Below are 18,831 nucleotides of genomic sequence, written 5' to 3'. Positions count from 1 at the left end.
AACCGCAAATCAATGCGGCTCTTTTTTTATGCACTTAACATGCAATTAACATTCAGTTCATGGTTCTTTAACCTTCCCTTTATTTGCCGTTAACAATGCTATTGTATATTTAAATTGTGAAAAGAAAAAAATAATAAAATGAAGTTTAGGGAGGAATTATTAAATGAACATTAAAAAGGCATTAGTACTAGTTTGTGCAGCAATATTACTCATAGGTGTTTTGACTGGGTGCGCAAAACCAACAGACACAAACCAGCCGGCAGGTGAAGGTGTAAATGGAAATATAACAGTAAACGGTTCTACCTCAGTACAGCCACTTGCTGATGAGCTTGCAAAGGCATTTAAGGCAAAAAACCCTAATGCTACAATAGATGTACAGGGTGGTGGTTCAGGTGTTGGAATAAAATCAGCTATTGACGGAGTAGCAGATATCGGAATGTCTTCAAGAGATCTTAAAACTGAAGAAAAGTCACTCAAGGAATTCAAAATAGCAGTTGATGGTATAGCAGTAATAGTAAATCCGGCAAACGGAATTACCAATCTCACAATGGAACAGATAAAGAAGATTTATAATGGCGAAATCACTGACTGGAAAGATGTTGGAGGCAAAGAGGGGAAAATAACAGTTGTAACAAGAGAAGAAGGCTCAGGAACAAGGGGCGCATTCATAGAGCTTACGAAGATTGAAGTAACAGAGGGTGACAAGAAGGTGGACAAGACAGTTGCATCAGCCATAACCCAGGGTTCAACAGGAGCAGTAATGACAACAGTAGTAGGTGATCCTAATGCTATCGGTTATGCTTCTTTCGGTTCAGCAAAAGACAAAACGGATGTAAAATTGATAAGTGTAGACGGAAAAACATGTACAGAAGAAAATATCTATGCTGGAGAATATAAGATATCAAGACCATTCCTGATGCTTACGAATGCAGAACCAACAGGTCTGTCAAAGAGCTTCATGGATTTCATACTCAGCCCTGATGGACAGGACGTTGTTGCTAAGCACGGCTACCTCAAAGCTGTAAAATAGATAATACAAAACCAAAATAATTACCCCTAGCTGAGCTTCTGGCTGAACCCAACAGTCAGAAGCTTATAATTTATGTAAATTTCAACTTAACATTTACTTAACATTCAATTAACAGTCAATTAATAACTCGTTTGAGGTATTGTATTACAATCAATATGAAGGTATATAAAACATTTTTAAAAACTACATAAATGCACATCATATAATCAAATGCGTACAAAAAGGGGGAGTGAATATGAAGGGCTATGAGCGGGTGATACAATTTATACTTTTTATAAGTGCATTAATAGCTGTACTTGGAGTTATATTGATTACATACTTCATAATCAATGAGGGCTACCCCGTGATTCAGAAGGTCGGTATTCTGAAGTTTATTACAGGTCAAAAATGGGCACCGACACAAGGAATTTATGGGATATATCCAATGATTATCGGATCACTGCTTGTTACAGCCGGGGCACTGGTGTTGGGGGTACCTATAGGAATAGGCTGCGCAGTGTTTCTTGCAGAGCTGGCAAAGCCCAGAATAGCAGCAGTCATAAAGCCAGGAATAGAGCTCTTGGCAGGAATACCTTCAGTTGTATTTGGATTATACGGCTTGACAGTAATTGTCCCCTTAATAAGAAAGATGTTCAACAACCAAGGTTTTAGTGTGCTGGCAGGAAGTATAATATTAGCAATTATGATTCTACCGACAATAATCAGTGTATCTGAAAGTGCTATAAGGTCAGTACCAAGGGATTATAAGGAAGCATCGCTGTCTTTAGGATCGTCCCACTGGCAGTCAATAAGGAATGTTATTGTGCCTGCAGCACGGTCAGGAATAATCGCGGGAGTAATACTAGGAATGGGCAGGGCTATAGGGGAAACAATGGCGGTGATAATGATAGTAGGTAATAGTCCACTTGTGCCTGAAAGCATATTATCATCAGTCAGAACTCTCACAGGCAATATAGGTATTGAAATGGGCTATGCCAGTGGACAGCATCAGAAGGCTTTATTTGCTACCGGGGTTGTACTTTTCGCTTTTATAATGCTGCTTAACATAGCTGCAAACCTGATACCCAGACAAAATGCAAAATAATATTTTGCATTTTGTTTCCGCAGCGAACATCGCGGAAACTTAAAAAAGTCCATATACATTTCCGCGATTTAAATAAAAAGGTAGGTGAATAAAATGACAGATTCTAATATAACTTCGAGCAGCGTAAATAAAATCAAAAAGAATGAGAAGCTGGCATTTGCATTTCTTTGGGCAGCTGCAATCATAACTGTGTTAGTGATGGTGGCAATCGTGGGAACCGTGCTTGTAAACGGAATCAGTCATTTGAGCCTGCAGTTCCTGACTCAGGAACCTGCAGAAATGGGCAAAGAGGGCGGTATATTTTCTATAATAATAACGACTATCTATCTTGCGCTGTTTTCTCTGATAATTGCTGCACCGATAGGTATATGTGCTGCAATTTTCCTAACAGAGTATGCCAAGGAAAGCCCTGTTATAAGGCTGATACGATTTGGAACTGAGTCCCTGGCAGGAATACCATCCATTATTTTTGGACTTTTCGGATACGTTTTCTTTGTTGTATTTTTAAAATTCAGGTATTCAATTGTATCAGGAGGTCTTACACTTACGCTTATGATATTGCCTACCATAATAAGAACTTCAGAAGAAGCAATAAAAATGGTCCCCAGGTCATTTAGGGAAGGCAGCCTTGCATTGGGAGCCACCAAATGGCAGACAATATTCAAGGTGGTGCTGCCTGCTGCAATCCCAGGGATACTCACAGGGGTCATACTCGGCATAGGCAGAGTGGTAGGCGAGACAGCGGCAGTTATATATACGGCAGGAAGCTCATTGGGACTGCCCAATTCAATTTGGAGACCTGGCAGGACAATGGCAGTGCACCTATATATACTTGCCTCAGAGGGATTATCAAAGAGCAATATGTATGCAACGGCAACAGTTCTTATAATTACAGTGCTTATTATAAACTTTTCAGCCAACAGGTTGATAAAGCATTTTATGAAAGCATAGCAGGGGGAGAAAAAAATGATTGAAAACAAGATTGAGGTTAGCAAGCTTAATTTATTTTATACAGACTTCCAGGCTCTTAAGAATGTTGACATTAATATAGCTAAGAACGCAGTTACAGCTTTTATCGGACCTTCAGGCTGCGGCAAGTCAACATTTTTGAGAACACTTAACAGGATGAACGATCTTATCGACGGAGTGAGGATTGACGGGAAAATAACGTTGGATGGTGCTGACATTCATAAATATGATGTGATAGAATTAAGAAAAAGGGTAGGGATGGTATTCCAGAAGCCTAATCCTTTTCCAATGTCGGTTTATGACAACATAGCCTATGGACCAAGGGTTCACGGAGTCAGAGATAAGAGAAAGCTGGATGAGTTGGTTGAGAAAAGCCTCAAAAGTGCAGCAATATGGGATGAAGTAAAAGACAGGCTTAAGAAGTCGGCCTTGGGATTATCCGGTGGGCAGCAGCAAAGATTATGTATTGCCAGGGTACTTGCTGTAGAACCAGAGGTGCTTTTGATGGATGAGCCGACCTCAGCTCTTGATCCAGGTTCCACTCTTAAGATTGAAGACTTGATGGAGCATCTTAAGAAGGATTATACTGTAGTAATCGTAACACACAACATGCAGCAGGCAGGACGTATTTCCGACTATACTGCCTTTTTCCTAAATGGCGAAATAGTAGAATATGATTTGACAGAGAATGTGTTCTATAAACCAAGGGATAAAAGAACAGAGGATTATATAACAGGAAGATTTGGATAAAGTATATTGAAGCAAAATGGAGGTGCTAGGATGACACGGAATTATTTTGATCAGGAACTGCAAGATCTGCAAGTATCGCTTTTAAAAATGAGCAGCATGGTTGAAGAGTTACTTGGTGACTCTGTAAAGGCACTTAAAACTCAGGACGTTGAGCTGGCGCAGAAGGTTATAAAGAATGATGATCTAATAGATGATATGGAGTTTGTAGTGGAGGACAAGTGCCTTAAACTTATTGCACTTCAATCTCCACTAGCTAAGGATCTGAGGATTATCGCCACAGCGCTTAAGATAATTACTGACCTGGAGAGAATAGCGGACTATGCAGTGGATATTGCAAAAATAACGATAAAGCTTGCAGATGAGAAATATATAAAAGAACTTATCGACATACCAAGAATGGCTGAAATTGCCGTAAAGATGGTAAAAGGAAGCATAGATGCTTATGTACATTTAGACACGGAAAAAGCACGTGAAGTAGCAAAATGGGATGATGAGGTTGATGCTCTGTACAAGCAGATTTTCAGGGAGCTGCTGTTTATTATGATGGAGGATCCCAAGACCAGCCACCAAGCGACTAATTTCCTGTTAATTAGCAGATATCTTGAACGAATAGGCGATCATGTGACTAATATCTGTGAACGCATCATCTATTCTGTGACAAGTGAACATGTGGATTTGAACGATTAAAAGGGTGTTGCGGCTAACATCCTTTTTTTTCATTTACTGCTGTTGCTATGGCTCATGTCGAAATACTGTAGTATAATATAAAACTGGTATGATATAATATTATGTAAAAGTTGACGAGCATCAGGAATCATACCTAAGTAATGAAGAAAACCGTTTTATATTTAAGGAGGAAATGAAATTGGTGAATACGGGCGTAGATATAATTGAAGTGCGTCCTTCAAGTATAGCAGATGGGCTTGGCATCAAAAAGGGAGACAAATTGATAACAATAAACGGTGCAGGCATTAAGGATATACTTGAGTATAAGTATCTGACAACTGATGAGTTTCTTGAAGTAGAAGTAGAGCATGGTAATGGTGAGATATGGATATATGAGGTTGAAAAGGAATATGACGAGGATATAGGCATTGTCTTCGAAGGAATCATTGATAAGCCAAAGGCATGTCATAATAAGTGCATTTTCTGCTTTATAGACCAGCTGCCTTCTGGAATGAGAGAAACCTTGTATTTTAAGGATGATGATACAAGGCTGTCCTTTTTGCAGGGTAACTTTGTGACGTTGACTAACCTCAGTGAAAGGGAAATAGACAGGATAATCAAATACCGAATAAGCCCGATAAATGTATCAGTGCATACAACAAACCCAGAGCTCAGGAAAATGATGCTGAACAATAAAAATGCAGGAAAGCTGATGGACTATCTCGAAAAGCTTAAGAAAGGTGAGATTGAAGTCAAAGCACAGATAGTCCTGTGTCCTGGAGTGAATGATGGCAATCATCTTTCTGAGACACTCAAGGATTTGTCTGCCCTGTACCCTGAGTTGAGCTGTGTTGCAGTTGTTCCTGCAGGGATAACCAAACATAGACATGGTCTTTACGAGCTCAAGGAATATGATGAGGTCTCCGCTGCAGCAGTAATTGAGCAGGTAAGAGAACTTCAGGGAAAGTTTCTGACCGAGCTGACCACCAGATTTGTATTTCTGTCTGACGAGTTCTTTCTGATTTCGGGGAAGGGGTTGCCTAAGTATGATGAATATGAAGGCTTCAGTCAGCTGGAAAACGGCGTAGGGCTGATAACACTTTTCAATGAAGAGGTTGAGGAATCCCTCAAAAACCTGGGGAGCTATAATAAAAAACAAAGAAAAGTATCATTAATTACAGGAGAGTATGCTGCACCTAACTTGGCCATAGCGGCTTCAAAAATTGAAAGCAGCGTTGAAGACCTCAAGATAAGCATATTTCCAATAGTAAACGATTTCTTCGGTCCGGGTGTGAAAGTAGCCGGACTGTTGACAGGAAAAGACATAATGGAACATCTAAAGGGTAAAGCTATTGGAAGTGATATATTTATACCAGAGTGCATGCTTAAAAGAGATGAGACAATCTTTCTTGATAATGTCAGCATTGACCAACTGGAGAAAGAGCTTGGTGTAAAGGTAACAATATGCAAAGAAGACGGAAGCGATCTTGTTAAGAAAATAATATCCCTTTAAATTATTAGTATAACATAATGTAGGGGCGAACATTGTTCGCCCATCTAGGAGGTGGGGCAATTTGCCAAAGCCAGTAGTTGCAATAGTAGGACGTCCTAATGTCGGAAAATCTACTCTTTTTAACAGAATGGCAGGAAAGAGGATTTCCATAGTAGAGGACCATCCGGGAGTGACAAGAGACAGGATTTATACAGAGGTTGAGTGGCTGGATAATAAATTCACCCTCATTGATACAGGCGGAATAGAACCATACAGTGAAGATACAATGATGAGGCAGATGAAGCTGCAGGCAGAAATAGCCATAGAAACTGCGGAGGTTATTGTTTTCCTTGTAGACGGACAGGAAGGGATAACCACTTCTGACAAAGAGGTAGCCAATCTGCTGAGAAGGACGAAGAAGAATATCATTTTAGCTGTTAATAAAATTGATGCACCAAAGTTTAAGGATAATATTTACGAATTTTACAATCTTGGTCTGGGAGAGCCTATGGGCATTTCCTCAGGCCAGGCCTTAGGTCTTGGTGATTTGCTGGATGAAATAGTAAAGAACTTTCCTCCTGAGGGTGAAGAGACATACGATGAATATACAATTAAAGTTGCCGTAGTGGGCAAGCCTAATGTAGGAAAGTCTTCACTGGTCAATAAGATACTTGGTGAGGAAAGGGTAATAGTAAGCGATGTTCCCGGCACTACAAGAGATGCGATTGATACTCCCTTCACTGTAGGGGATAGCAAATATGTATTTATAGACACCGCAGGAATGAGAAAAAGAGGCAAGGTATTTGAGAACATTGAAAGATACAGTGTAGTAAGGTCTCTTACTGCTATTGAAAGAGCAGACGTATGCCTCATGCTGATAGATGCAAAGGAAGGCGTCAGCGAGCAGGACAGCAAGATTGCCGGTTATGTGCATGATCAGGGTAAGGCAGTGGTTATAGTTGTCAATAAATGGGATGTAGTGGAAAAGGATGACAGGACTATTGATAGGTTTAAAGCGGATATAAAGAACGAGCTTTCATTCATGGATTATGCTCCGATGATTTTTATATCTGCGCTGACAGGGCAGAGGGTAAATAAAGTACTGGAGCTTATCAACCATGTTTCAAATCAGCATGCTATGAGGATTTCTACAGGCGTATTAAATGACGTAATTAATGAGGCCATACTTATGAATCAGCCTGCTATTTCGGGAGGCAGAAGGCTTAAGGTATACTATGGCACACAGGTATCTGTGAAGCCGCCAACCTTTGCGCTTTTTGTCAATGAACCGTCTCTAATACATTTCTCATATCAAAGATATCTTGAAAACCAGATTAGAAAGGCTTTCAGCTTTGAAGGAACGCCTATAAGATTCTTGTTGAGAAAGAGGGAATAGAAAAGTGGGGGGCACAATGCTTATTTAAAAGAATCAAAGCTTGGACGTAAGACGAAGACAGAGCAGGAGGGAATATAATGGACAACCTGATTTCTATTGTCGGAGCTGGCAGCTGGGGTACAGCCATAGCAGTGCTCCTGGCAAAGAAGGGCTTGAATGTAAAGCTTTGGGTAAGAGATAATGGACTTGTTGACAAGATTAAGAATACGAGAGAGAATCCTGAGTACCTGCCCGGCACAGTTCTGCCGGGTAATATCATAGCATCCTCTGATATGGAATTCTGCTGCAGGGATAGTGAAGCAGCAATAATTGCAGCTCCTTCCCATGCTATGAGGGATATTTGCGGTCAGATGAAAAACTTCGCATCTAAAGAACAGGTGATAGTCAGCTTGACTAAGGGAATTGAGAACGATACTTTACTTAGGATGTCTGAGATTATAAAGGAATTCATGCCGGAAAATGAGGTAGCTGTGGTTTCGGGACCAAGTCATGCAGAAGAAGTGGCAAACGATATACCCACTGCGGTAGTTGCTACTTCGCAGAAAAGGGCAGTGGCTGAATACGTGCAGGATTTGTTTATGACTCCCTTGTTCAGAGTATATACCAACCCTGACATAGTAGGGGTTGAGCTTGGGGGAGCACTCAAAAACATAATCGCTTTAGGCGCAGGGATTATTGATGGTCTTGCACTGGGTGACAATACGAAAGCTGCAGTGATGACCAGAGGCATTGTTGAGATAGCTAGACTTGGTGAGTCTTTAGGAGCCAGAAGTACCACATTCGCAGGCTTGTCCGGGATAGGGGACCTGATTGTAACCTGTACAAGCATGCACAGCAGGAACAGAAGGGCAGGGATAGCCATAGGCCAGGGCAAATCAGTAGAAGAGGTGCTAGAGGGCACAAGGATGGTTGTAGAGGGGATAAGAACTACTAAATCCGCATACCAGTTGGCTCAAAGGCAGAAGGTGGAGATGCCCATTACCCAGGAAATATACAATCTGCTTTTCAATAAAGCGAATATAAGGGATTCAGTAATGAATCTGACCATGAGATCCAAGACCCATGAGATGGAAGACATTGCGGAATTTAGTGTAGTTGATTGGTGAAGCACCTGAGGTGCTTCATTTTTTTTGTAATAAAAATTACACATGCACATATATATTTAGAGAAAGTGTCTATGCAATTATTTCAACATATTAAGGAGGGAAGAGTGTGGAAGGATACGATGTTTATCGCGATATAGCAGAGAGAACTGAAGGCAGCATTTACATAGGAGTTGTGGGGCCAGTCAGAACCGGCAAATCCACCTTCATCAAGAGATTCATGGATCTGCTCGTACTTCCCAACATGGACAATGACTTCAAGAGGGAAAGGACTCGTGACGAGCTTCCTCAGAGCGCAAATGGGAAGACTATAATGACAACAGAGCCCAAATTCATACCCAATGAACCTATTGAACTGTCTTTAAGGGAGAATGCAAAATTCAAGGTAAGGCTTGTTGATTGTGTCGGATACTTGGTGGAAGGTGCTCTAGGACATCTGGAAGACAGCAGTCCAAGAATGGTCAACACTCCATGGTTTGAGAACCGCATACCCTTTGAAGAGGCTGCCGAGATTGGAACCAGAAAGGTTATATCAGACCACTCCACAATAGGTCTTGTTGTGACCACTGATGGCTCCATTACAGACCTTCCGAGAAGGAGTTATATAGAAGCTGAAGAAAGGGTTATAAAGGAGCTAAAAGAGCTGGAAAAACCCTTCATAATAGTACTTAATTCTGCAAAGTCCAAGGCGCAGGAAACCGTTGAACTCAGGGAGGCCTTGGAGACCAAATACAATACTCCTGTAATAATAGTTGATGCTTTAAAAATGGAAATGGGTGACTTAGATGCTATCCTTGAGAAGGTGCTCTTTGAATTCCCGGCAAGAGAGATAAATTTCCATATACCTCGCTGGATGGATACATTGGATCTGGAGCACTGGCTTAAGAAGGGCATAGTTGGCAATATCAGAAGCAATCTCAGTGAAGTTAATAAAATAAGGGATGTTGATGATGCATTAAAGAGATTTGACGGTGCAGAAAATATCAAGGCAATAGAAATATCCGATATGAGACTGGGCGAGGGTGTAGTAAACATAACTGTAAACTTGGAAGATGGTCTGTTCTTTAGAATCCTGGGCGAAGTATCCGGATATAGTCTCGAAGGGGACTATCAGCTTATAGCCCTTGTGAAAGAACTGGCTCAGTCTAAGCGTGAGTATGATAAAGTAAAAGCTGCATTAGCAGATGTAAAAGAGTTCGGTTATGGCATGGTAGCTCCGTCTGTGGATGAAATAAAGCTCGAAGAACCTGTGATTGTGAAGCAGGGCAGCAAATTCGGTGTCAGACTGAGAGCAAGTGCTCCATCCCTGCATATTATAAAAACAGATATCGAGACAGAAATAGCTCCTATAGTTGGGACGGAAAAGCAAAGCGAAGAGTTCATCAGATACTTCATGGAAGAATTTGAGAACAACCCGCAGAAGATATGGGAATCAAACATGTTTGGCAAATCCTTGTACGATATGGTCAAGGAGGAGCTGCAGAGCAAGCTGTATAAGATGCCGGACGATATCCAGAATAAGCTTCAGATTACATTGCAGAAGGTTGTTAATGATACCAAGGGCAGTCTGATATGCATAATTATATAGAGAATTGAAGCAGTACCAGGCGTTCCGGCTTATCCAGACCGAAACGCCTAATTTTTTTTCGAATAGTTTGAAACATTTTTGTATATTTGGTAGTATCTAGATATGGATAAATAAACTAATTAATTTTTAATCTAAGGGGTGTATACGATGACAGACGGTATTAAAAGATATAGGGATTCCATAGAGCTGAAAACTACGGCAAAGGAAAACCTTGATGGCAAATGGCTTATAGCTATAGCGGTATGTGTGGTGGCATGGCTTCTGGTAGAAGCTTTTATATCAAATAATGGTGCAAGTGCTTCATTTAAGTTTATTATGGAGAATGGAAACTTAGTAAGAGTTCCAAATGGAGGTAATCCTTTTAACGGGCTCATGTCACTTGTCAGTTTTATAATTGGAGGACCGATTTACTTTGGTGTTGCGGCTTTTTTCCTGAAGCTCGCAAGACACGAACATGCTGAGTTCTCGGAGTTGTTCTCGGGTTTTAGTTTGTTTAAGACTAACTTTGTTTTAAATTTTTTCATTATGGTTTTCACAGTATTATGGACACTGCTTTTGATAGTTCCAGGCATTATTGCGGCGATAAAATATTCTATGGCTTACTTTATTGTAAATGACAATCCTGGGATAGGAGCTTTGGAAGCAATAACAAGAAGCAAGGAAATGATGAATGGCCACAAGATGAGATTTCTGGAAATGTGGCTGGGCTTCCTGGGGTGGTTCATATTAGGCGTTGTGACCTTAGGATTGGGCATGATATATGCAATCCCTTACTACAGAGCAGCAAAGGCTAATTTTTATCTGGACTTGAAAGAAAGCTATAACGGATAAAAGAAAGTGATGGGTGCATGCACCTATCACTTTCTTCCTTCTTTTTTGTTTTTCTCCAGGGTGTTCTCTGATGCCGGTACTGAAATTGAATCGGTATAAGTAATCCTGGTAGTTTCATTTCTTCCTTCGTCAATATGCCCGGTACTGCTTGTAGTATATGTCTTTTTTTCTTTTGAATCCTTCAATGCAACAGCTCCTTTCATAAAAGTATACTATTTATTATTTTGCGGATAAGAATAGGATTAATACATAAAAGTTTTTTTAAAATTTTTGAAACAAATGGGGGACAACTGCAGTATATAGATATGTAAAGTAAAATCTTTGACGGGAGCGGATTATAATGGGGCGCAGGAGATGGGAACACGAGAATGGGGAATTTGATGATATGAGAAGAAATCACGGCAGCGGTTGCCATAGAGGTGCCGGTTCCTTGGTAGGGCTAATATTTGGCATAATATCTTTTTCTATTACTTTAGCATTCAAAATTGTTGAGGTAGTATTTCAGGTTTTGTTTGGAGTGCTTTCGGGTATAGGGTCAAGCTCTAAAAGTGCAGACAATGTAAAAAATGCCCCGCAAAAGACTGCGGCTGAGAAGCAAAATGTGCGCTATACCGTAAACGATATAAAGCAAGAGGCTGCTTTTACGAAAAAAGCAGAAGACACTAAAGTTAATAAAGCGGCTGATAATGTAAGAGAGTTTAAAAAGCCCGAAAACAACAATGCGCAAGGGGCAGCTTCGGCAGCAGAGAAGGGAAAGCATTCCAATGAGGGACATAATAAGGATTTCTACGTTGTATTGTTCATACTTACAATAATACCCGCGATAGTGGCTTTAGCAATGGGCAAGCTGCTCTACGCCGGTGCAATATTTGCAGCGGGCTTTGGACTCATGATGGTGGCGGGAGTTATATCCGGCATTTCAGGAAGCTTCAAGAAAAGGGCTGCGGAGCAGAAGGTAGAAGAAGACAAAGAAGAGTCTAAGGATAATGAGTCTGTAGAGAAGCTTATAAAAGATGCCTTCGAGCAGCTCTTTGAGATAAGAAAAGATATTGACAAGATAAAAGATGCTGAAATAAGAGCGAGAACAGAAGCTATCTGCTGCACAGGGGAAAAGATAATTGGAGAGGTCAGGACAAATCCTGAGAGCCTTACTCATGTAAGGAAGTTTTTCTATTATTATCTCAATGCCTTCGGTGAAATAGTTAAGAAGTACCTTAGGTTATCAAACTTTGAGGAATCCTCGGAGGAAGTAAGCAAGCTGGTGGCAGAGACAGAAAAATCCTTCACTGACATAGATGGAATTTTCAAAGATTTGTGTGAAAAGCTTTTAGAGAAGGACATGATGCATCTTAAAGCAGAAATCAATGTAATAAAAAACAGCAATTAGAATTATTATGCTTTGCTTCTTTACAAAGATATTAACTACAGTTATAATAATAAAGAATTAAATAAATTGTAAATCTTCAGGGAGGGGTGTAATTCCCTACCGGCGGTAAAGCCCGCGAGCCAATGGAGCTTATGCTTCATTAGCAGATTCGGTTAGATTCCGAAGCCGACAGTATAGTCTGGATGGAAGAAGGTGTATTTTAAACACTACCCTGGCTTATGCCAGGTTTTTTTGTAGGCATATGTGTTTAACTATCAAGCCCTGAAGTGATTTTACTTCAGGGCTTAGTTTTTTTCAGACACAATTATGGAATACTAGCCAATAATAGATGCGGAGGGAGTGATGGTATTGGATGATTCCTTTTACATGAAGAAAGTACTGGAACTAGCTGCGAGAGGCAGCGGCAGCACAAGTCCCAATCCACTTGTCGGCGCAGTCATCGTAAAAGAGGGGAGAGTCATAGGAGAAGGCTGGCATGAGAGAGCCGGGGAGGCTCATGCAGAGATTAATGCCATTAGGAATTCAAGTGAGGATGTAGAGAATTCGACTATATATGTGAACTTGGAGCCTTGTTCACATTTCGGAAGGACGCCTCCTTGTGCTGCAGAGCTGGTTAAAAGAAGGTTCAAACGTGTTGTTGTAGCAATGGAGGACCCCAATCCTTTAGTGGCAGGGCGGGGGATAAAGCTTTTGAAGGACAGCGGCATACAGGTTGATGTGGGGATCAATAGGCTTGAGGCATTAAAACTCAATGATATTTTTATTAAGTTTATAACTAAGAAGACACCTTTTGTACTTCTGAAATCAGCAATGACCCTGGATGGAAAGACAGCGACAAAGTCCGGAGATTCCAAATGGATAAGCGGTGAACAATCAAGGGAGTATGTCCATAATTTGAGGAATAAGTATTCGTCCATACTTGTAGGAGTGAACACTGCAATAAAAGATGATCCTGAGCTGACCACAAGACTTGAAGGAATTAAAACAAGGAATCCTGTAAGGATAATAGTTGATTCAAAGGGCAGAATACCAGCTGATGCAAAAGTGCTTGAAACAGATGAAAATAAAAGGACTATTATAGCTGCGACAGGAGACATGACAGAAGAAAAGCTGAAGTATTTGAAGGGTAGGGGCATAGAGGTAATTATCACTGATAAAAAGGATGGGAAAGTAGATATAAGGCAGCTCATGGAGGAGCTGTACAAAAGGGGAATAGACAGCTTAATGGTGGAGGGCGGAGGCACAGTGGCTTCAGCATTCATAGAGGAAGGGCTCATTGACAAGGTGGCGTTCTTTATTGCACCAGTAATTATAGGAGGCAAAGCTGCACCTACGCCTGTCATGGGAGCTGGAGTTGACTCTATAAGTGATGGCTATAGGCTTAAACATCAAAACGTTACTACGTTTGGTCATGATGTATTAATTGAGGGATATGTAAATGTACCTTGGGAGGAGTGATTTGACACGTTTACTGGAATTGTGGAGGAAATAGGGAGTATAAGGGGGATAAGAAAGGGAGAAAAATCAGTGAGTCTTGCTGTGGAATGCAGCGATATTTTTGAAGGGACCTTGATAGGAGACAGCATTAGTGTTAATGGAGTCTGCCTTACAGTCACTGCAATAAAGGGAAATTGCTTTGATGCTGATGTTATGCCTGAGACAATAAGGGCAACAAATCTTAAATATCTTAAGCCTGGAGACGCTGTCAATTTGGAAAGGGCTCTTTCACCAATGAGGCGATTTGGAGGACACATAGTATCGGGGCATATTGATGGAACAGGTACGATATATGAAATGAAAAAGGAGGATAATGCAGTTTGGATCACAATTGAAGCGAGTGATGAAATACTAAAGTATATAATACACAAGGGCTCAATTGCGGTTGACGGCATAAGCCTCACAGTACAGTACGTGGATGATAGGGTCTTCAAAATAGCAGTTATCCCGCACACCAGGGATTATACTACATTGCCTGATCGGAAGGTCGGATATAAAGTGAATCTTGAATGTGACATTATTGGAAAATACATTGAAAAGTTAATTAGTCGAGAGAACAAGAGCTCTAGGGGTGGTGTTACTTTGGAGTACTTGATGGAAAATGGTTTTTAGGAGGGATAGGTATGTTTAATAGAATTGAAGAAGCTTTAGAAGATTTGAAAAAAGGAAATATGATAATCGTTGTTGATGACGAAGACAGGGAGAATGAGGGGGATCTCTTGATGGCAGCCTCCAAAGCTACCCCAGAAGCTGTAAATTTCATGGCTATGCATGGAAGGGGACTGATATGTGTTCCTATGGCTGAGGAACGGCTTAAGGAGCTAAAGATAGAACCTATGACCATCAATAATACCGATGCGAAGGAAACTGCTTTTACTGTATCTGTTGATTGCAGAAGCTGTTCTACCGGTATATCAGCCTTTGAGAGAGCAGATACAATAAAGGCATTGGTGGATTCCGGTACAAGTCCGGAGGACCTGACTAAGCCTGGGCACATATTCCCTTTAAAGGCAAGAAAAGGCGGAGTCCTTAAAAGAGCAGGACACACGGAAGCCGCAGTGGATCTTGCAAGAATGGCAGGGCTTTACCCTGCAGGGGTTATCTGTGAGATTATGAAGGATGACGGTACAATGGCGAGGCTCCCGGATCTTATTGAATACTCAAAAAAGCATCAGTTGATGATAATTACGATAGCCGACCTGATAAAGTACAGAAGCAATGAAGAAAAGCTGGTTTATAAAGCTGCAGACGCCTTTATGCCGACTAAATACGGAGAATTCAGAGTAATGGCTTATGAGAGCACAATAAGTGGCGAGCACCATGTAGCACTTGTTAAGGGAGATGTAACTACAGATGAGCCTGTATTGGTCAGGGTTCATTCGGAGTGTCTCACAGGGGATGCCTTCGGCTCTTTAAGGTGCGATTGCGGTGAACAATTTGCAGAAGCTGCAAGAATGATAGAGCAGGAAGGCCGAGGGGTACTGCTTTACATGAGGCAGGAAGGCAGAGGTATAGGATTGGTTAATAAAATCAGGGCATATGAGCTTCAGGATACTGGAGTTGATACGGTAGATGCAAATGTAATGCTGGGTTTTCCGGCAGATTTGAGGGACTACGGTATAGGGGCACAAATACTTAAGGATATTGGAATTAAGAAGCTAAGGCTGATTACAAATAACCCGAAGAAGCTTAAGGGATTGTCTGGATATGGCCTTGAGGTAATTGAGCGCGTACCCATAGAGGTAGGTGCAAATATAAAGAATGAGAGGTACTTGCACACTAAGAAGGAAAGAATGGGGCATATGCTCCATAATGTATAATTTCAAATTCATTATATAGGAGGTAATTAAATGAAAGTATATGAAGGAAATTTAATTGCGGGTAATAGGAAATTCGCTATTGTAATTGGCAGATTCAATGAGTTTATTGGCAACAAGCTGCTGGGGGGATGCATTGATGGGCTGAAAAGGCATGGCTGTGATGAGGAAAACATAGAAATAAGCTGGGTTCCCGGAGCATTCGAGATACCATTGGCGGCACAGAAGCTGGCAAAGACAGGCAGATATGATGCTGTTATATGCCTTGGTGCTGTAATCAGAGGTTCTACACCTCACTTTGAATATGTTTCCAGTGAAGTAACCAAGGGGATAGCAAACGTAATGCTAGCTACGGGCATTCCGATAATATTTGGAGTACTTACAACGGAAAACATTGAGCAGGCTATAGAAAGGGCAGGTACAAAATCCGGAAACAAGGGCTTTGATGCTGCACTGACCGCAATAGAAATGGTAAACCTGCTTAATAGCATATAATTTAGTACACAATTGCAGAATAATGCGAAGTATTAAATGGGGAACGGGTACCACGGATTTCCTTCGGAAAAACACTGAAACCCACTGAATACACAGCGGGGAAAATATTCTGAAACATTAGTAATAATCGATAATGACGTAAGTATCAAAATTCTCTAACGTCGCAATATATTATAAAAATTAACCGTGTTATTCCGTAGGAATCCGTGGAACATCCGTGTGTTCAGTGGTACCCGTTCCCCCGTTGCATAAGAACATCTTTAATAAAGTGCAAATTAAAGGAAGCCATTTTAGGCTTCCTCTTTCACTATTTCAGTTTTTCAGGATTCAATACATCCAGTTCTTTAAGGACGAATCTGCCGTCTTTTCTGATGAGTACATCATCAAACCAGATTTCGCCGCCACCGTATTCTGGTGTTTGTATGCATACGAGATCCCAGTGGATTGCTGATTTGTTGCCGTTATAGCACTGGTCGTAGGAGCTGCCGGGAGTGAAGTGGAAGCTTCCCATAATTTTCTCGTCAAAAAGAGTGTCTTTCATTGGCTTAATAATGTATGGATTTACACCAATGGCGAACTCACCTACATATCTAGCGCCTGCATCTGTGTCGAATACTTGGTTTATTCTCACGGTATCGTTTGATGTGGCATTTACGATTTTCCCATCCTTGAATTCCAATTTTATGCCTTCGTAAGTGTAGCCCTGGTATTCTGCCGGTGTATTATATGTTATATATCCGTTGACTGAGTCTTTTACCGGAGCAGAATATACTTCTCCATCCGGAATATTGGCTTCTCCGTCGCATTTTATAGCAGGAAGACCTTTGATGGAGAAGCTTAAATCAGTTCCGACACCTTTAATTCTTACTTTGTCGGTTTTGCTCATAAGCGCAGCAAGCGGGTCCATAGCTTTTGACATCTTTGCGTAATCCAGATTGCATACATTGAAATAGAAATCCTCAAACTGTTCAGTGCTCATATTGGCCATCTGTGCCATTGAGTTGTTGGGATATCTCATTACGCACCATTTTGTCTTCGGCACCCTGATTTCTGAGTGAACAGTCTTGGACCATTTGGACTGATATAAACCCATTTTATCACTTGGAATATCAGACCAGTCAGAAGAGTTAAGGGCTCCCCTTATGCCTATGTATGCCTGCATATCCTTCATTCTTTCTGCTTCATAGCGAGCAGTTTGAGACATATGCTCTGCATCTGTGCCCAATATCAATTCCCTTATCAGCTCTCTGTTCTTAACTGATAGAAATGGCCTTCCACCTATTCGATAAGTTTCTTTTATAAGCTCGGCAACGAGTTCTTCACCAGAGTCGTAAAATTCAATAAGAACGTTTTCTCCGGGCTTTAGCTTTACAGAATAACCTAAAAGGTTCTTAGCCATTTGCGTAATTCTTGGATCCTTCATTTATGTAACCTCCTCTTTAGATGATTTTATTTAACTTAAACGTACAACTAATCAGTGAAATTATAACACAACGAAAATATGAAAAAAATATGTTGGATGAATTATTTTAGATTCTCAGGATTCAATACTTCCAACTCTTTTTGTACGAATCTGCCGTCTTTTCTGATGAGTACATCATCAAACCAGATTTCGCCTCCGCCGTATTCTGGTGTTTGTATGCATACGAGATCCCAGTGGATTGTGGATTTGTTGCCATTGAAGCAATTGTCATAAGAGGCGCCGGGTGTAAAGTGGAAGCTTCCCATGATTTTTTCATCAAATAGTATGTCCCGCATAGGTTTTACTATGTAAGGATTCACACCAATAGCGAACTCTCCTACATATCTTGCTCCTTCATCAGTATCAAATATCTGATTTATTGCTTCTGTATCATTAGAGGTTGCTTTTATTATTTTTCCATCCTTGAATTCAAGGCGTACATTTTCGTATAGCTTACCCTCATATTCGGAGGGGGTATTGTAGGTTATGTATCCGTTTACCGAGTCTTTGACGGGTGCTGAGAACACTTCCCCATCCGGGATGTTCAGTCTGCCGTCGCACTTTATTGGAGAAAGGCCTTTTATGGAGAAGGTCAGTTCAGTGCCAACTCCGGTTATCCTTACCTTATCAGTCTTGCTCATCAGCTCAGCCAGCGGGTCCATAGCCTTGGACATCTTGGAATAATCAAGAGTGCATACATCGAAATAGAAGTCCTCGAACTGTTCTGTGCTCATATTCGCTGCTTGTGACATGGCTCCTGTCGGATAGTTCATCAAGCACCATTTAGTTTTTGGTATTCTTATGTCAAAGTGCACCGGCTTCACCCACTGCGCTCTATAAATGCTCATCTTTCCACTTGGGATGTCTGAATACTCAAGGGCATTCTTAAAGCCTCTGATAGATATATAGGCATCCATTTCCTTCATGCGCATTGCTTCATACTTTGCAACCTGTGCCATATGTTCAGCATCTGTTCCGGATAAGAGCTCACGAAGCAGCCTTCTCGCCTTGACAGAGATAAAGGGTTTAGCCCCTACTTTATAGGCTTGTTTAACCAGCTCTGCTACCAGGTCTTCACCGTCATCAAAGAGTTCAATTAGCAAGTTTTCCCCAGCCTTAAGCTCAAGGGAGTAACTTATAAGATTTTTTGCGAGCATAGATACTCTAGGGTCTTTCATAACATACCTCCTGTTAATATACTATCATTATGAAATTAGACATAAATGAAATAATATTCTATATAATTATAGCTTTTTGAAAAAAA

18 protein-coding genes and 1 riboswitch are annotated in these 18,831 nt (G+C 40.9%); of the genes, 15 read left to right on the top strand and 3 right to left on the bottom strand.

Annotated features, from left to right (window positions below):
- The first annotated feature begins 163 nt into the window (after positions 1-163).
- From VEB00_09560 to VEB00_09515, 10 genes are all read left to right on the top strand, one after another.
- Positions 164-1,030, top strand: a complete 867-nt coding sequence (locus VEB00_09560; GenBank protein HYF83257.1) for a phosphate ABC transporter substrate-binding protein — start codon at positions 164-166, stop codon at positions 1,028-1,030.
- A gap of 235 nt (positions 1,031-1,265) precedes the next feature.
- Positions 1,266-2,114 (top strand): phosphate ABC transporter permease subunit PstC, encoded by an 849-nt coding sequence (pstC, locus tag VEB00_09555; GenBank protein ID HYF83256.1) that lies wholly within the window; start codon positions 1,266-1,268, stop codon positions 2,112-2,114.
- A gap of 93 nt (positions 2,115-2,207) precedes the next feature.
- Positions 2,208-3,065 carry a phosphate ABC transporter permease PstA gene (gene pstA, locus VEB00_09550; protein ID HYF83255.1) on the top strand — a complete coding sequence of 286 codons (858 nt, stop codon included), beginning with the start codon at positions 2,208-2,210 and terminating at the stop codon, positions 3,063-3,065.
- A gap of 15 nt (positions 3,066-3,080) precedes the next feature.
- Entirely contained in the window at positions 3,081-3,833 is a 753-nt protein-coding gene (pstB, locus tag VEB00_09545; GenBank protein HYF83254.1) for a phosphate ABC transporter ATP-binding protein PstB, read from the top strand.
- A 30-nt stretch (positions 3,834-3,863) separates the two neighbouring features.
- Complete coding sequence (gene phoU, locus VEB00_09540) at positions 3,864-4,520, top strand: phosphate signaling complex protein PhoU (GenBank protein HYF83253.1); 657 nt, start codon at positions 3,864-3,866, stop codon at positions 4,518-4,520.
- 172 nt (positions 4,521-4,692) lie between these two features.
- Positions 4,693-6,012, top strand: a complete 1,320-nt coding sequence (locus tag VEB00_09535; GenBank protein HYF83252.1) for a DUF512 domain-containing protein — start codon at positions 4,693-4,695, stop codon at positions 6,010-6,012.
- A gap of 61 nt (positions 6,013-6,073) precedes the next feature.
- Entirely contained in the window at positions 6,074-7,387 is a 1,314-nt protein-coding gene (gene der, locus VEB00_09530) for a ribosome biogenesis GTPase Der (GenBank protein HYF83251.1), read from the top strand.
- Positions 7,388-7,464: 77 nt separating this feature from the next.
- Positions 7,465-8,493, top strand: a complete 1,029-nt coding sequence (locus VEB00_09525; GenBank protein ID HYF83250.1) for an NAD(P)H-dependent glycerol-3-phosphate dehydrogenase — start codon at positions 7,465-7,467, stop codon at positions 8,491-8,493.
- A gap of 106 nt (positions 8,494-8,599) precedes the next feature.
- Positions 8,600-10,078 (top strand): stage IV sporulation protein A, encoded by a 1,479-nt coding sequence (gene spoIVA / locus VEB00_09520; protein HYF83249.1) that lies wholly within the window; start codon positions 8,600-8,602, stop codon positions 10,076-10,078.
- Between the two features lie 147 nt (positions 10,079-10,225).
- The gene (locus VEB00_09515; protein ID HYF83248.1) at positions 10,226-10,909 is read left to right on the top strand and encodes a DUF975 family protein; all 684 of its coding nucleotides are present in this window, start codon (positions 10,226-10,228) and stop codon (positions 10,907-10,909) included.
- A 26-nt stretch (positions 10,910-10,935) separates the two neighbouring features.
- Here VEB00_09515 and VEB00_09510 read toward each other — a convergent pair whose 3' ends face one another.
- Complete coding sequence (locus tag VEB00_09510) at positions 10,936-11,094, bottom strand: hypothetical protein (GenBank protein ID HYF83247.1); 159 nt, start codon at positions 11,092-11,094, stop codon at positions 10,936-10,938.
- 155 nt (positions 11,095-11,249) lie between these two features.
- On the opposite strand from VEB00_09510, the gene VEB00_09505 reads away from it, so the two are divergent.
- From VEB00_09505 to ribE (VEB00_09485), 5 genes are all read left to right on the top strand, one after another.
- Complete coding sequence (locus VEB00_09505) at positions 11,250-12,296, top strand: 5-bromo-4-chloroindolyl phosphate hydrolysis family protein (GenBank protein ID HYF83246.1); 1,047 nt, start codon at positions 11,250-11,252, stop codon at positions 12,294-12,296.
- Between the two features lie 68 nt (positions 12,297-12,364).
- A riboswitch (FMN riboswitch) is annotated at positions 12,365-12,494 on the top strand.
- 144 nt (positions 12,495-12,638) lie between these two features.
- Positions 12,639-13,754 (top strand): bifunctional diaminohydroxyphosphoribosylaminopyrimidine deaminase/5-amino-6-(5-phosphoribosylamino)uracil reductase RibD, encoded by a 1,116-nt coding sequence (ribD, locus tag VEB00_09500; protein ID HYF83245.1) that lies wholly within the window; start codon positions 12,639-12,641, stop codon positions 13,752-13,754.
- Between the two features lie 18 nt (positions 13,755-13,772).
- Positions 13,773-14,405 carry a riboflavin synthase gene (ribE, locus tag VEB00_09495; protein ID HYF83244.1) on the top strand — a complete coding sequence of 211 codons (633 nt, stop codon included), beginning with the start codon at positions 13,773-13,775 and terminating at the stop codon, positions 14,403-14,405.
- A gap of 11 nt (positions 14,406-14,416) precedes the next feature.
- A complete protein-coding gene (locus VEB00_09490; GenBank protein HYF83243.1) occupies positions 14,417-15,613 on the top strand; it encodes a bifunctional 3,4-dihydroxy-2-butanone-4-phosphate synthase/GTP cyclohydrolase II in 1,197 nt (398 codons plus the stop codon).
- A 30-nt stretch (positions 15,614-15,643) separates the two neighbouring features.
- Positions 15,644-16,105, top strand: a complete 462-nt coding sequence (gene ribE, locus VEB00_09485) for a 6,7-dimethyl-8-ribityllumazine synthase (protein ID HYF83242.1) — start codon at positions 15,644-15,646, stop codon at positions 16,103-16,105.
- A 307-nt stretch (positions 16,106-16,412) separates the two neighbouring features.
- Here the strand turns inward: ribE (VEB00_09485) and VEB00_09480 are convergent, their stop codons facing one another.
- Together VEB00_09480 and VEB00_09475 are read right to left on the bottom strand one after the other, a co-directional pair.
- Positions 16,413-17,528: an aminopeptidase gene (locus tag VEB00_09480; GenBank protein ID HYF83241.1), complete on the bottom strand. Its 1,116-nt coding sequence runs from the start codon at positions 17,526-17,528 to the stop codon at positions 16,413-16,415.
- A gap of 101 nt (positions 17,529-17,629) precedes the next feature.
- Positions 17,630-18,745 (bottom strand): aminopeptidase, encoded by a 1,116-nt coding sequence (locus tag VEB00_09475; protein ID HYF83240.1) that lies wholly within the window; start codon positions 18,743-18,745, stop codon positions 17,630-17,632.
- Between the last annotated feature and the right edge of the window lie 86 nt (positions 18,746-18,831).

It is taken from the genome of Clostridia bacterium, from assembly GCA_035628995.1.
In the GTDB taxonomy this organism is placed as follows: domain Bacteria; phylum Bacillota; class Clostridia; order Lutisporales; family Lutisporaceae; genus BRH-c25.
This window is presented reverse-complemented; position numbering and strand designations above follow the sequence as displayed.